Here is a 13,469-nt window from a genome sequence, read left to right as displayed (position 1 = left end):
ACTTTGATGAACAGCCATGATCTGCATGTCGTGATCGGCCAGGGTCCGGTCGGCAAGGCCGTCGTCAGCTCGCTGTTGCTGCAGGGCGCGCGGGTTCGGACCGTCACCCGCTCCTCTCGTTCTGCCCGCCATGCAGGCGTCGAGGTTCACGTCGGCGACGTCTCGCGGCGTGAGGACGCCATATCGGCCTGCGCAGGGGCCACCGTGGTCTATCAATGCGCCGCGCCGCCCTATCAGAGCTGGTCCATGATGTTTCCGAAGCTGCAGGCGAGCGTTCTGGAAGGGTCTGCGCGTGCCGGCGCGGTCCTCGTGGCCGCCGAGAACCTCTACGGATACGGCGTTGCCGGGACTCTGGATGAGAACCTTCCGCTCATCGCGACAACGCGGAAGGGCAAGGTTCGTGCAGATCTCAGCCGGCAACTGATCGAGGCCCACCAACGCGGCGATGTGCGTACAGTGACTGGGCGTGCAGCCGACTTCCTCGGCCCCGGCGTGCGCCAATCGGCGTTTGGTGAGCGCGTGTGGCCGAACCTGTTAAAGGGCAAAGCGATTGGATGGTTCGGCAACGCCGACATGTTGCACAGCGTGACATATGTACCGGACTTCGCCCAAGCGCTGATCCGGCTCGGGCGGGAGGAGCGCGCCTGGGGCAGGGCATGGCACGTGCCGTCTCCACCGGCGCTAACGCCACGGGAGATCCTGACGCGGGCGGCGGAGATCGCTAACGCACCAGCGCCCAAGATCTGTCGGGTTCCCAGGTTCGTTCTCCGAACGATCGGCCTCTTCGCGCCTGCGGCGAGCGAGGTTATTGAAATGGCCTACTCCTATGAGGCGCCGTTCATCATCTCCGACAAGGCTTACACCGAAACGTTCGGCGTCCGCGCCACGGACTGGGACGACGCGCTCACGGCGACGCTGGAAAGCTGGCAGAACGCATCTTGACGCTCCGATCACCGCTTAACGGGTAGCTTTTTGACGAGCCGCCCGCGGATGCGCGACAGGCTTTCCGGCGTGATTCCGAGATAGCTCGCAATGAGATATTGTGGCACACGCCGTGCCACCTCCGGCCTGGCGTTGACAAACGTGCGGTAGCGCTCGTCAGGCGCAAGGGTGAGGAGACTGGTAGAGCGTCGCTGTGAGCCAACCAGTGCCGCCTCCACCATCAGCCGACCGAATCGCTCCATCGCATGGTCGGCGGCGTAGGCGGCGTAAAGTGCCCGGCGAGACAGACAGATCACCTCGGACGGTTCCAGCGCCTGCATCGACTGAGATGCGGGCGCTTGGGACAGGAAGCTCGATGCATCGGTGAAGACCTGGTCCTTGTCGAAAAACTGTCCGGTGCGCTCTTCACCGCTATCGCCGTCGAGAAAATAGTAGCGAACAAGCCCGGCTGACATGAAGTAGATGTGCTCAGCGATGTCCCCGACCCGGAGCAGATGGTCGCCTTTGGCAAGCACACGGAGTTCGCAGGCGTCCGCGATATCGTTCAGCGTCAGCTCGGACGGCGTCAAGGGTGCCACTGATCTGATGATCAGGTCGGAAAAGGCTGCAAATGCTGGATCCTTGGAACGCATCCAGCGACTATACGCGATGCGGTGAATGCTGAAGTTCGCTTTGTGTTCGGTCGACCGTCAGCCCTTGAGACGATGTGACAGGCCTCATGATGCGCATGTGAGCAACAAAGTCATTTATCCTTTACCGCCCGCGTGAGCAGCTCCCCGAGCAAGGGATTCGGAAAGCGGCGCTTCTGGGTGATCGCGTAGAATGTTTCGCTGAGGTTCGGGACCGGACAGACCTCCACGAGCAGGCCGGCGGCGAGTTCGTCGCGCACGACGATCGGCGGTACGAGAGCCAGACCGTCGCTGTCACGGGCGAGGAGCCGCAACATGGCCATGTCATCCACTTCGGCAAAAATGATCGGGCGCACGCCGGCGAGTTCGAGGATCCGATCGAACCCAACGCGAATTTCACTGTCGAGACTCGGTAACAAGATGGGCTGCGACCGCAGGTCGTCCGGGAAGCGGAACGCGGTCGGTTCGGCGCGCGGGCGCCTTACCAGTGCGACCGGCTGCTGAGCGAGCAAATGGCTGCGAAGGTCGGAGCGCGCGTCGTGCTGCGGAGCGCTGTTGGCGAGCACGACATCGATCATATGCGCCTCAAGCTGGGCGAGGAGATCGCGCATGGTGCCTGAGCGGATAATCAACTCGACGTCGGCCCGGCCCACGAGTGGGCTCAGGAACTCCAGCTGGAAGTTTCGGGATAGCGTCGTCAACGCGCCCACCCGGAACGCCTGCCGCCGATCCACCGGCCGCCCTTTCATCGTGCTCACCAGCTCGTCTCCGGCCTGAAAGACGGTGTCGGCATAGTCGAGGGCGATCCGACCGGCCTCGGTGAGGATGAGACGCTTGCCGGATCGGTCGAACAGCGGATGGCCCAGCTGCAGCTCGAGCTTGCCGAGCTGCACCGAGAGGGCCGATTGCGAGAGATTTAGCCGATCGGCGGCGCGGGTAAGGCTGCCCTCATGCGCGATGGCCCAGAAATAGCGCAAGTGGTGATAGTTGAGGGTTGCCATTGCATGATTTTACAGAAACGAACGAAGTGCCGCAATCTTTGTATTATTAAGAACCCGCATGTGGCGTTAATTGATAGGTCGCTTCTCGCTGGAGACGACCATGACGCCGAACCTGACCTGGTGCCTCGCTCTCGGACCATTCGCGCTCGCAGTCGCCGGATTGGCGACCGGAAGCGCCAAGTCGGGTCAGCGACAGGTCGGAGGGGGCGCCGCTTGGATCGCCGGCTTCGCCCTGGCGATGGCCGCAGCCGCGGGCCTCTGCGTCGCGGTCAACGGCCCCCTGGTGACAGGCACGGTGGGGTTCGCAGGTGTCGGCCTGGGATTCTACGTCGATACTCTGGCCGCGATCATGTTCGTGCTGGTCGCCTTCGTCGGCCTGATCGTCGTCCTGTATAGCCGCAACTATCTCGACGGCGACCGCGGGCAGGCCCGCTTCACCAAGTGGCTGTGTCTGACCCTCGCGGCGGTGCTGCTGCTGATCGTCTCGGGCAATCTGTTCCAGTTCGCGCTGGCGTGGATCGCGACCAGCCTCGGGCTCAACAAGCTGCTGCTGTTCTATCCCGAGCGGCAGGCGGCCGTGCTCGCCGCGCGCAAGAAATTCCTCGCCAGCCGGCTCGGCGATCTCTGCCTGATCGCGGCGATGGTGCTGCTCCATCAGGCTTTCGGCAGTCTCGACTATGCGGTCCTGTTCGCGGGGGCGGAGGCGATGCGCGTCGGCGGAGACATTCCCGCTGCCATCCATGCGGTCGCGGTACTGCTGGTGATCGCCGCGCTGCTCAAGTCGGCGCAGTTCCCGCTGCATGGCTGGCTCACCGAGGTGATGGAGACACCGACACCCGTGTCGGCGCTCCTCCACGCCGGCGTGATCAACGCCGGCGGCTTCCTCGTGCTGCGTTTCGCCGACGTCATTTCGCTCTCGTCGCCATCGATGGAGATCCTGGTCATCGTTGGCGGCGTTACCGCGCTGTTCGGATCGGTCGTCATGCTGACCCAGACCAGCGTCAAGGTTTCGCTGGCCTATTCGACCATCGCCCAGATGGGCTTCATGATGCTGCAATGCGGGCTCGGCGCGTTCGCCGCAGCGTTGCTGCACATCGTCGCTCACTCGCTCTACAAGGCCCACGCCTTCCTCTCGTCTGGCAGCGTCATCGACCTGGCGCGGGCGTCGTGGTCGCCGAGCCCCGGCGGTCAGCCGCACCCGGCCCGGATGGCGATGATCGTCGGCCTGGTCCTGGCCGCGGCTTTGGTCGTGGGGACGCTGTTCGGCGCGACGATCACCGCGCAACCCGGTGTGTTCGCCCTCGGCGCGGTGGTGATGCTGGGTCTCGCGCACCTCATAACCCAGGCCTTCGACGAGCGGCCAAGCCTCTATGTCGTCGGCCGGACGGCCGCGCTCGCACTGGTGGTGTCGCTCGCCTATTTCGGACTCCAATGGGCGGTGGAGCATGTGCTTGCCGGGTCCTTGCCCCCGGTGCAGGCGCTGCGCGGACCACTCGACCTCGTCATCGTCGCCCTGGTCGTCCTGGCGTTCGCGGCGGTGACCGTCTTCCAGAGCGTCTTGCCGGGCAAGGCGGACGCCCCGCGCTGGCAGGCGGCCTACGTCCACCTTGCCAACGGCCTCTACGTCAACACGCTCGCCAACCGGCTGGTGCTGCGGTTCTGGCCAAGCCCGCCGCCGCCGCCCGCGATCGTTCCTTCGACCCCTGTCAGCGGAGTTCCCTCATGAGCCATGCCGTCGCCGCCGCGATCGACCCGCCGAGGCGGGCGCAAGATGCGGAGCCAGTGGCCAACCCGCCACGCCCGGCGATCGACGCCGCCATCGACCGGGCGTGCAATAAGATCGCGCCGCTTTGGCCGCTCAAGCACTTCGTCGCGGTCAATCCGTTTCTCGGCTTCAGCGACCAGAGCTTTTCCTCGACGTGCGCGACGCTGCGCCGCGTCGCCGGCGTCGACATGCTGATGCCGCGTGCATTCTACCGAGAAGCGCTGGCGGCGGGACGGATCGAGGATCGCGACCTGAAGGCGGCGGTCGCCGCGACGTCCGGTCACGCAGCGCTGGCGAGCGACGACGCGGCGCTGCGCCGGTCGGCCGCAACAGACCCGGTGACGAAGAGGCCAAAAGCAGTGGTTGCGACCGTCGCCGAGGTTCTCGACAGCCTGTCGGCGGGCGACCGCCAAGCCTCGCGCACTGCCTTCATGATCGACGAGATCTCGAAGTGGTGCGCGGCCTATTTCGACGAGGGTCAAGCCGCGTGGAAGCTGCCGTCGCGGGCGCTGCCGCCTTACGCCGCCTGGCGCGCGGCTATGCAGTTCGACCGCAACCCCGAGACGATGGGAATCAAGGGCTTCCGCAAGGCCGTCGCCGCCATGCCGGACGACCCGCGCGAAGCGATCGCCGCAGTCGTGGGCGCGCTCGGCATCCCCGAGCGCGCGGTCGAGGATTACCTGCACCGCGCGCTGATCGATGTCGGCGGCTGGGCCGCCTATGCGCGATACCGCGTCTGGGACAACTCGCTCTACGGGCGCGATGACGACACGCTGGTGCAGCTGTTGGCGATCCGGGTGGTGTGGGGCTATGCGCTGTTCCTCGAACGCGCCGACCCGGATTTTAGGGCGGCATGGTCGAAGGCGATGGCAGAGGCCACCGCGCTGCCGGAGGACGAGCGCCTTGGCGACGATCCGGAGCTGGTCGTCGATCTGATGCTGCACGAAGCCTATGAGGCCGGGTATCAGCGCCAGTTACTGGCGCGGCTCGGGCAGCACCTCGCATCCCCCGTGCCCTCAAAGGCTGTGCGCAAGGCGTTCCAGGCGGCGTTCTGCATCGACGTGCGCTCCGAGGTCTATCGGCGCGCGCTCGAGACGGTCTGCCCCGACGCCGAGACGATCGGCTTCGCCGGCTTCTTCGGCTTCCCAATCGAATATGTGCCGATCGGCCGCGACACCGGCGGCGCGCAATGCCCGGTGCTGCTCAAACCCGCCTTCGTCGTCTGCGAGGCGGTCGCCGGTGCTTCCGAGCCCGAGGAGGCGGAGATCCTCAACCGGCGCCTGCTGCGCCGCCGCGCGGCGAAGGCGTGGAAGGCGTTCAAGCTCTCGGCGGTGTCTTCCTTCACCTATGTCGAGACGGCGGGGTTGCTGTTCGCCGGCAAGCTCGTCGGCGACAGCGCGCGCCTGACCCGGACGGTCAGCGACCCCAATACCGATGGCCTCGACGAGAGCGTCATCGATCGGGTGGGCCCGCGTCTAGATCCCCGCGCGGTGGCTGGCCGGCTCACCGGCTTCGACGACGCGCAGCGTGTCGCCATGGCCGAGGCCGTCCTGCGCGCGATGTCGATGACGCAAGACTTCGCGCGCCTGGTCCTGCTCACCGGGCACGGCAGCACGACCGTCAACAATCCCCATGCCTCGGGGCTCGATTGCGGCGCGTGCGGCGGCCACACCGGCGAGGCGAACGCACGGGTCGCCGCCGCCATCCTCAACGATCCGGGCGTGCGCAGAGGTCTCGCCGGCAAGGGAATCGATATCCCCGAGGACACCTGGTTCCTGGGCTGCCTGCACGATACGACCACCGACGAGGTCCACATCTTCGACGCGGACGATCTCCCCGCGTCCCACGCCGCCGATCTCGCCGCTCTGCGCAGGGCGCTGGCGAAGGCTTCGTCGCTGGCGCGCGCCGAACGCGCGCTGGGGCTCGGAATCGACAAGACCAGGGACGTTGATCGTGCGGTGAAGGCGCGTAGCCGCGACTGGGCGCAGGTCCGTCCCGAATGGGGGCTCGCGGGCAACGCCGCCTTCATCGCCGCGCCGCGGTCACGGACGCGCGGGCTCGATCTCGGCGGCCGCGCCTTCCTGCACGACTATGACTGGCGCAAGGACGACGGGTTCGGCGTGCTCGAACTGATCATGACCGCGCCGATGGTCGTCGCGAGCTGGATCAACCTGCAATATTACGGCTCGACCGTGAACAACCGCGCCTTCGGCAGCGGCAACAAGGTGCTGCACAACGTCGTCGGGCAGCTGGGGGTGCTGGAGGGCAACTCCGGTGACCTCAAGGTGGGATTGCCCTGGCAGTCGGTCCACGACGGCGAGCGCTTCGTGCATGAACCGCTGCGGCTCAACGTCTTCATCGCAGCCCCCGAAGACGCGCTGAATGGCGTCATCGAGAAGCACGCGGGCGTTCGTCATCTCGTCGACAACGGCTGGGTTCACCTCTTCCGGCTGGCCGATGAAGGCCGGGTGATCCGCCGCTACGTCGGTGGGCTTCAATGGGAAGCCGCCGCATGACCGCACGGCTGTCCCACCTCGCGCGACTGGAATCGGAGGCGATCCACATCCTGCGCGAAGCCGTCGCCGAAGCGCGCAAGCCGGTGATGCTGTTCTCGGCCGGCAAGGACTCGACCGTGCTCGCTTACCTCGCCTTGCGCGCCTTCTTCCCGGGAAGGCCTCCGTTCCCGCTGCTCCACATCGACTCGACCTGGGAGTTCCAGTCGCTGCTCGACTTCCGCGACGGCTTCGCGCGAGAGCATCGCTTCGAGTTGATCGTCCACGCCAATGAGGCGGCGCGCGCCGCCGGTCTCAACCCGTTCGATCATGGCGATCGCTATACGTTGGAGATGCGCACCGAGCCGCTCAAGGCCGCGCTGGACCAGGGCGGCTATGACTTCGTCTTCGGCGGGGCGCGCCGCGACGAAGAGAAGTCGCGGGCCAAAGAGCGGGTGTTTTCCGTTCGGAGCGCCGGCCATGTCTGGGATCCGCGCCAACAGCGGCCCGAACTCTGGAACCTATACAACACCCGGCTCGGCAAGGATCAGTCGGCGCGGGTGTTCCCGCTCTCGAACTGGACCGAAACCGACGTCTGGACCTACGCGCTGACACACGACATCGCGCTGGCGCCGCTCTATTTCGCCGCGCCCCGGCCGGTTGTCGAGAGGGGCGGCGGGCTGATCGTCGTCGATGATGAGCCCCGCATGCGACTGCGGGCCGGCGAAACCGTCCAAACCAAGACCGTGCGTTTTCGGACGCTCGGCTGCTGGCCGGTGACGGCGGCGGTCGAATCCGACGCGGCCGACCTCCGCTCAGTCGTTCAGGAGACGTTGGCTGCCACGGGATCGGAACGTCAGGGCCGGATCAGTGACGGCGAGGACGGCGGCTCGCTCGAACAGAAGAAGCGGGAGGGGTATTTCTAGTCATGCCGGCCGCTCCGCGCCCCTACGACGATGAACTGGCGATGCTCGCGACGATGCACGCCAAGGAGCGGGTGATCGCGCCGCTGCTGGAACGATCGCTCGGCGTGCGCGTCAGGGTAAGCAGCGGCATCGATACTGACCGGTTTGGGACCTTCAGCCGGGACGTCGAGCGGACCGGCTCGCAGCTCGATGCCGCGCGGGCCAAGATCGCGGCGGCGTTCGCGGAAGCGCCCGACGCTCAGTTCGCGTTGGCCAGCGAAGGCAGTTTCGGCCCTCATCCTTACATCCCGTTCGCGCCGCTCGCCCGCGAGATCGTCGTCCTGGCCGATCGCGCGCGCGGGATTGAGCTCATCGGTCGTCATGCGAGCCTGACCACCAACTTCAGTCACGCGGTTGTTTCAGACTTGCCCAGCGCGCGCGCATTTTGCGAGCGGGCCCAGTTCCCCGGTCATGGCGTGATCGTCATCGGCTGCATCGACGGTGAGCCGGCGCCTGGCCGCGCGCTCATCAAGGACATCGCCAGCGCGGCGGACCTCGACAACGCTGTGACTCAGACGATCGCGATGTGCGGCGCGGCCTTCGTCGAGACCGACATGCGAGCCCATCGCAACCCGACCCGCATGCGCGCCATCAAAGCCGCCACCCTCGATCTGGTCCGCCGGTTCCGCAGCAAGTGTCCCGTGTGCGCGGCGCCCGGATTCGCGGTAACCGAGCGGCTTTCCGGTCTGCCCTGTTCGTGGTGCGGCGGGCCAACTCTGGCGATCAAGGCGGACGTGCTTTCGTGCGAGGGCTGTGGTCATCGGATCGAGCGCCCCGTCGCAGCGACGACGGCGGACCCAGGTCAATGCGGCGATTGCAACCCCTGAGGTCAGTCGAGAGAGGAGGTCCACATGGCAGAAGTCGGAAAGCCCCGCGACGGCCCAGCAGACACCGACTCGATGATCGAATGGGTCCTGTCGCACCCTGGTATGAGCAAGTGGCTAAAGGACGCGCTGCGTAGCGCACTTGATCGGAACCCCTTTGATGTCCTCAACGACCTCGAAATATTGAAACACCTGTCGACAGCACGATGCCGATCAGCGCTGAGCTCCTATTACGCGGAACCCGACAGCGGCGCCGTCGAGTCCGTCGACAAGGATTGAGCCTGCGCCTCGAGAGATGACAGGAGGCGTTGAAAGGATGGAGCTTCGGCATCTTCGCTACATGGTTGCAGCCGCCGAGCGGGGGAGCTTCCGGCGCGCCGCTAAAGCAATGGGAGTCCACGAGTCCGCTATTAGCCGCCGCGTGCGCGACCTTGAGGATGAGATCGGCGCAGCACTGTTTGTCCGCCATCACGGGGGCGTTCAACTCACCCATGCAGGCAACCAGTTTCTCGTCCGGGCACGCAAGGCCCTGCGGCATATTGGTCATGCAGCGATGGATGCCGGCTCGCACGGGCGTGGAGAGGCTGGAGCTGTCCGGATCGGCATATTCTCTTCTCTTGCTTCCGGATTCCTCGCTGATCTGCTGCGCAGCTTCATTGCGGCACATCCGGCCATCCGACCCGACCTTGTCGAGGGCGGACCGTCTACGCACATCAACGCGATACAGCGGCTTGAACTTGACGTTGCGTTTCTCACTGGCGAACCGAGCGCGGAGGGCTGTGATGTGGCACAGCTTTGGACGGAACGCGTTTATGTGGCAGTCCCCCTGGGTGACGAGTTGTCGAAGATGGCGGTTATTTCGTGGGCGGCCCTATACGAGCGACACTTCATCATCAGCGATACCGACCCCGGGCCCGAAATCCACGACTATCTCATCAAGCACCTCGCTGACCTCGGTCGTCACCCGAGCATTGAGAGCCATCGCGTTGGGCGAGATAATCTGATGCACCTCGTGGCCCTTGGGCGAGGTCTGACTTTGACAAGCGAAGCGACCATAGCGACGCGCTTCCCCGGTGTTGTTTACCGGCCGCTCTCGGACGATCTCCTCACGTTCTGTGCCGTATGGTCTCCGCGAAACGACAATCCGGCCTTGAGACGATTGCTCAGCCTCGCCAAGTCGCTGTCAGCGCCCCAAGGGCTCGCAAGGTCACGCGTCGATTCCTAAGTCTTGAATCAATTACAATGTCGTCGAATGCGGTTCAGCTACCTGTTGTCCGACGCGCTTTTGCGAACGCTCGATCGGTCGCCATGAACCGCTCGATCATCGGTGAAATCAGCTTGATCGGATCACCGACAGGCCGACCCGTCTCGCGCGCGAGCACCTCGGCGTAGGCGATCAGGTTCCGATGGACGGTCGCCGGCAGTTCGACCGACGCCTTAACCGGCTTGTCGTCGTCGAGGGCGCCAAGTTTCAGCTTCGCCATGGTCAACCTCCATAGGGCTCGAGAACAAGGTCGCGCGTTACGATGACCCGTACGGGGAATCCCGGTCGGATCGTAAGCGTCGGCGCGACGTTGAGCTGACGGCGGACGATCTGCTGGCCGGCGTCATTGATGGTGTCCTGTCCGCCGTTGCGGATCGCCTGGATCAGGCGGTTCTCATCGTTGGTCGCGAGCTCGGCGCCGACGCTTAGCAACGTGGAGAGGCCAGCCGCCTTGGCGAGATCCCACCAATGATAATCGACGCCGTCCTGAAGACCGGCGTAGCCTTCCGCATCAGCACCGGGCTGACGCTCGAGCACAATTGACCGGCCGTTCGGGAAGATCAGCCGGTTCCAGACCAGCAGCACGCGGCTTTGACCGAACTGAACGTTGTTGTCGTATTGGCCGATGATGCGCGTGCCTTGTGGCACGAGCAGGGTACGTCCGGTTGGGCTGTCATAGATGTTTTCGGTCACCTGGGCTGCAATTTGGCCCGGAAGGTCGGAACGGATGCCGGTAATGAGCGCGGCGGAGATGACCGCGCCCGCCTGCAGGATGTTCGGCGACGCCGGCGCGGCGACGCGGTCGGGGGCGACCGTGCGCCGATCGGCGGCGGCATTGAGGAAGGCGAGCTGCCGATCCTGCGCTGTGGGTGTGGCGGGTTGCGGCGCCAGCCCGAGGCCTGTGAGATCGGGCGCCGGTGGGGGCGCGACAGAGGCAACGCCGGCTGCCGGCGATGACAGCGGACGGCCCTCCGTCCCGGCAAAGAGCTTGGCAGTGCGCGCGGTCTCGATCTCCTGGAGACGTCGTTGCTCCTCGGCGCTGAGGCCGGGGTTCGGCGTGGCGATGCCGGGCACCGGCACCGGTTGGCCGCGGTTCTGCGCGTCGAGGATTGGGCGACCGAGATCGCCTGGGAGCGGTGGTCCGAGCTGCGGAACCCGGCTGTAGTCGCGCGGGAGGCTCGCCAAGCCGTCCGCGGTCGAGCGGTTGTCGGTGGAATAGAGCTCCTCGGAGGCCTTGCCGCCGTCGCGGGTTTGAAGCGCGTAGATCAGGGCGCCGCCGAGGCCGACGCTCGCGACCAGCCCGATCCCGGCGAGCACCTTGCGTGACAGCCGCGTGACCCTTGGTGCTTCGGCGCGCAGCCGCATGGTCGAGGCAGCCTCCGGGGCGGCCCCCGTCAGCGGCGCCGTCTCGTCTTTCGGGGACTGCGGCTCGCTCACGATGTGGGCCTCCCGTCGGTGCGGGTAACGCGAACCCGCCTCTGGCGATCGCCGGCGCCCAACCGCAGCTCGGCGGCCGCGAACAGGCGATCGACGATCATGTAGTTGCCGCGAACGCGGTAGTTCACGAGCTCGGACGTGTTGCCCTCAGGGCCGACCACGAACAACGGCGGCATCTCGCCCTGGGCGATGCCCCGGGGGAACTCGATGAACACCTGCCGCCCATCGTCATAGGCGCGCAGCGGCCGCCAAGGCGCGCGGTCGCCCTCGATGGCGTAGCGGAAGTTGATGTTGGCGAGGTCGACGCCGGTAGCGACCGGCCGCGCCGCCTCGGCCTGCGCGTTCTGGCGGCGAAGCGCGATCAGCTGATCCTGCGGATACTGCCAGGAGACCGACGCCATATAGGTCCGCTCGGTGGAGCGCAGCTCCATATGGTAGGTGCGCAGGTTGGTGTTGATGACCAGGTTCGTCATCAGGTCCGCACGGGTCGGCTTCACCAGGATATGGACTTGGGTGGTCGCGCCGGAGCCGCTCTGGGTGTCGCCGATGATCCAGCGCACCGTGTCGCCGGCGGCCACCGGCCCCGAGCCGACGAGCTGTTCGCCGGGCTGGAGCGCAATGTCGGTGATCTGCCCGACGGCGGTATAGACTTGATAGAGCGCGCCCTGCGTCCACGGATAGACCTGCATGGCGTTGATGAAGCCGTCGCGAACCGGCTGCACCCGCGCGGCGGCATTGGCCTGGTTGACCCGCGCGGCAGGATCGGTCGGCTCGGGCGTCCGGCGACGTTCCTCTACCGGCTTCATCTGGCCGGGCAACGGCAGCGGGCGTGGCAGCTCCACGACCTGGACCGGCGCAGGCGGATCAACCGTCTGCACTGCGGGCGCGGCGTCGTCATACGAAATCTCGGGCGGCTTTTGCGTGGTGGCGCAGCCGGCGAGCGTGGTTGCTGAGAGCAGCAAAGCCGCGATTGTGGACGTGCGGAAAGCCGGGTTTCCGGCTCTACGGAAAGACGGCTTCATTGTCCAAGCTCCCGTGACCAGTTGATGGCGTTGACGTAGATGCCGAGCGGGTTCGCGCGCAGCCGGTCGGCATTGCTCGGGACCTGCACGACGATGGTGAGGATGGCGGTCCAGCGGCTCGTCTCGGCGAGCTGGCCGTTCTCGTAGCGGCGCTCGGTCCAGGCGACGCGGAACGAGTCCGGCGACGCCCGGATCACGCTCGAGACGTCGATCGCGACCTGGATCCGCCCGACCTTGGTGAAGGGGTCGTTCGAGCGTGCATAGTCGTTGAGCGCCGCGGCGCCGCGATCGGTGGTGAAATCGTAGGCGCGCAGCCAATTCTGGCGGACGATGATCGGGTCGGCGGGGATCGAGCGGACCTGCTCGATGAAGCGCGCGAGATGGAAGGCGATCTGGGGATCGGTGGGACGATAGTCCGCGACCGCGGGCGCGATCGCCTGCGCCTGGCCGAGCCGGTCGACCTGCACCACCCAGGGCACGACCGTGCCGCGCGCCGATTGCCAGACGAGCGCGGCCGCGAACCCGGCAGACAGGATCAGCGAGCCGAAGGCCATCAGCCGCCAGTTCCTGGCCTGGACGCGGGCGCCGCCGATCCGGTCATCCCAAACCTGGGCGGCGCGTTGGTAGGGCGTCTCGGGCTCGGGGGTCTTGCCGTAGTGTGTGGAAGGTCTTTTGAACATCAGCGGTCGCTTTCGGAGAGGTTGATGGAGGAGCCGCCGCCATGGCTGTCGCCGCTGCGCACCGCGTGCGCGGCGGCCGTCACGCCGTGGCTGAGGGCTTGGGAGCGTTTCATGCGGCGGGCCCAGGCGGGCGGCGCGTCACTGGCCGCCGACGAGGCTGCGTCCGTCGCGCCGCCGCCGATCGAGCCCATGGTCGACGAACCGCCCGTCGCCTCGAACGCGGTCTTGCCGCCCTCCGAGAAGCTCGACTTCATGCTGGCCGCGGCGCGGCGCAGCGGCGAAGTCGCCCCGCTGCCGGCGGCGCGGGCGACGCCGCCGAGGCCGGAAGCCACRCCAGCCGCGCCCGACTGACCCGCCGCACCGAGGCTGTAGGCGGTGGACGCGCCGCCCGCCATCGCGGCGCCGCCCCGTGCGGCGGCGGCCGCGCCGCCGGCCACGGCTCCGACAC

The 13,469-nt window shown here is 66.5% G+C and carries 13 protein-coding genes and 1 pseudogene; 7 read left to right on the top strand and 7 right to left on the bottom strand.

Annotated features, from left to right (window positions below):
* Positions 1 to 6: 6 nt before the first annotated feature.
* A complete protein-coding gene (locus AB4136_RS00070; protein WP_137900591.1) occupies positions 7 to 942 on the top strand; it encodes an NAD-dependent epimerase/dehydratase family protein in 936 nt (311 codons plus the stop codon).
* 8 nt (positions 943 to 950) lie between these two features.
* On the opposite strand, the gene AB4136_RS00065 is transcribed toward AB4136_RS00070, so the two are convergent.
* Positions 951 to 1,574, bottom strand: coding sequence for a Crp/Fnr family transcriptional regulator (locus AB4136_RS00065; RefSeq protein WP_116970728.1), 624 nt, complete (start codon positions 1,572 to 1,574; stop codon positions 951 to 953).
* 110 nt (positions 1,575 to 1,684) lie between these two features.
* Positions 1,685 to 2,572: a LysR family transcriptional regulator gene (locus AB4136_RS00060; protein ID WP_116970729.1), complete on the bottom strand. Its 888-nt coding sequence runs from the start codon at positions 2,570 to 2,572 to the stop codon at positions 1,685 to 1,687.
* 100 nt (positions 2,573 to 2,672) lie between these two features.
* Here AB4136_RS00060 and AB4136_RS00055 point away from each other — a divergent pair, with 100 nt between their 5' ends.
* The 6 genes from AB4136_RS00055 to AB4136_RS00030 are packed head-to-tail and all read left to right on the top strand — an operon-like array spanning position 2,673 to position 9,843.
* Positions 2,673 to 4,298, top strand: coding sequence for an NADH-quinone oxidoreductase subunit L (locus AB4136_RS00055; protein ID WP_116970730.1), 1,626 nt, complete (start codon positions 2,673 to 2,675; stop codon positions 4,296 to 4,298).
* Complete coding sequence (locus tag AB4136_RS00050; protein ID WP_116970731.1) at positions 4,295 to 6,853, top strand: YbcC family protein; 2,559 nt, start codon at positions 4,295 to 4,297, stop codon at positions 6,851 to 6,853. The genes AB4136_RS00055 and AB4136_RS00050 overlap by 4 nt, the downstream gene beginning before the upstream one ends.
* Positions 6,850 to 7,755 (top strand): sulfate adenylyltransferase subunit CysD, encoded by a 906-nt coding sequence (cysD, locus tag AB4136_RS00045; protein ID WP_116970737.1) that lies wholly within the window; start codon positions 6,850 to 6,852, stop codon positions 7,753 to 7,755. The genes AB4136_RS00050 and cysD overlap by 4 nt, the downstream gene beginning before the upstream one ends.
* 2 nt (positions 7,756 to 7,757) lie before the next feature.
* On the top strand, positions 7,758 to 8,621 hold the full coding sequence (locus tag AB4136_RS00040; RefSeq protein ID WP_116970732.1) for a DUF6671 family protein: 864 nt from the start codon (positions 7,758 to 7,760) through the stop codon (positions 8,619 to 8,621).
* 24 nt (positions 8,622 to 8,645) lie between these two features.
* Positions 8,646 to 8,897 (top strand): hypothetical protein, encoded by a 252-nt coding sequence (locus AB4136_RS00035; protein WP_116970733.1) that lies wholly within the window; start codon positions 8,646 to 8,648, stop codon positions 8,895 to 8,897.
* A 37-nt stretch (positions 8,898 to 8,934) separates the two neighbouring features.
* Complete coding sequence (locus tag AB4136_RS00030; RefSeq protein WP_116970738.1) at positions 8,935 to 9,843, top strand: LysR family transcriptional regulator; 909 nt, start codon at positions 8,935 to 8,937, stop codon at positions 9,841 to 9,843.
* 34 nt (positions 9,844 to 9,877) lie between these two features.
* Here AB4136_RS00030 and AB4136_RS00025 read toward each other — a convergent pair whose 3' ends face one another.
* From AB4136_RS00025 to AB4136_RS00005, 5 genes and pseudogenes are all read right to left on the bottom strand, one after another.
* A complete protein-coding gene (locus AB4136_RS00025) occupies positions 9,878 to 10,102 on the bottom strand; it encodes a DUF2274 domain-containing protein (RefSeq protein WP_116970734.1) in 225 nt (74 codons plus the stop codon).
* 2 nt (positions 10,103 to 10,104) lie between these two features.
* Positions 10,105 to 11,319 (bottom strand): TrbI/VirB10 family protein, encoded by a 1,215-nt coding sequence (locus tag AB4136_RS00020; RefSeq protein ID WP_201280134.1) that lies wholly within the window; start codon positions 11,317 to 11,319, stop codon positions 10,105 to 10,107.
* On the bottom strand, positions 11,316 to 12,341 hold the full coding sequence (gene trbG / locus AB4136_RS00015; RefSeq protein WP_116970735.1) for a P-type conjugative transfer protein TrbG: 1,026 nt from the start codon (positions 12,339 to 12,341) through the stop codon (positions 11,316 to 11,318). The genes AB4136_RS00020 and trbG overlap by 4 nt, the downstream gene beginning before the upstream one ends.
* Positions 12,338 to 13,021 (bottom strand): conjugal transfer protein TrbF, encoded by a 684-nt coding sequence (gene trbF / locus AB4136_RS00010; protein ID WP_116970736.1) that lies wholly within the window; start codon positions 13,019 to 13,021, stop codon positions 12,338 to 12,340. The genes trbG and trbF overlap by 4 nt, the downstream gene beginning before the upstream one ends.
* Positions 13,021 to 13,469 (bottom strand): annotated as a pseudogene (locus AB4136_RS00005) (P-type conjugative transfer protein TrbL); the annotation flags it as partial. The pseudogene AB4136_RS00005 and the gene trbF, both read right to left, overlap by 1 nt.

The sequence above is a fragment of the Mesorhizobium sp. 2RAF21 genome, assembly GCF_052115345.1.
In the GTDB taxonomy this organism is placed as follows: Bacteria; Pseudomonadota; Alphaproteobacteria; order Rhizobiales; family Rhizobiaceae; genus Mesorhizobium; species Mesorhizobium terrae.
Note: the sequence above shows the minus strand (reverse complement) of the source record. Positions and strands in the feature narration are given on the sequence as shown.

Excerpts from the sequence above, each read along its gene's own strand:
- AB4136_RS00070 (WP_137900591.1), top strand. The coding sequence starts at position 7 with ATGAACAGCCATGATCTGCATGTCGTGATCGGCCAGGGTCCGGTCGGC.
- AB4136_RS00065 (WP_116970728.1), bottom strand. The coding sequence starts at position 1,574 with ATGCGTTCCAAGGATCCAGCATTTGCAGCCTTTTCCGACCTGATCATC.
- AB4136_RS00060 (WP_116970729.1), bottom strand. The coding sequence starts at position 2,572 with ATGGCAACCCTCAACTATCACCACTTGCGCTATTTCTGGGCCATCGCG.
- AB4136_RS00055 (WP_116970730.1), top strand. The coding sequence starts at position 2,673 with ATGACGCCGAACCTGACCTGGTGCCTCGCTCTCGGACCATTCGCGCTC.
- AB4136_RS00050 (WP_116970731.1), top strand. The coding sequence starts at position 4,295 with ATGAGCCATGCCGTCGCCGCCGCGATCGACCCGCCGAGGCGGGCGCAA.
- cysD (WP_116970737.1), top strand. The coding sequence starts at position 6,850 with ATGACCGCACGGCTGTCCCACCTCGCGCGACTGGAATCGGAGGCGATC.
- AB4136_RS00040 (WP_116970732.1), top strand. The coding sequence starts at position 7,758 with ATGCCGGCCGCTCCGCGCCCCTACGACGATGAACTGGCGATGCTCGCG.
- AB4136_RS00035 (WP_116970733.1), top strand. The coding sequence starts at position 8,646 with ATGGCAGAAGTCGGAAAGCCCCGCGACGGCCCAGCAGACACCGACTCG.
- AB4136_RS00030 (WP_116970738.1), top strand. The coding sequence starts at position 8,935 with ATGGAGCTTCGGCATCTTCGCTACATGGTTGCAGCCGCCGAGCGGGGG.
- AB4136_RS00025 (WP_116970734.1), bottom strand. The coding sequence starts at position 10,102 with ATGGCGAAGCTGAAACTTGGCGCCCTCGACGACGACAAGCCGGTTAAG.
- trbG (WP_116970735.1), bottom strand. The coding sequence starts at position 12,341 with ATGAAGCCGTCTTTCCGTAGAGCCGGAAACCCGGCTTTCCGCACGTCC.
- trbF (WP_116970736.1), bottom strand. The coding sequence starts at position 13,021 with ATGTTCAAAAGACCTTCCACACACTACGGCAAGACCCCCGAGCCCGAG.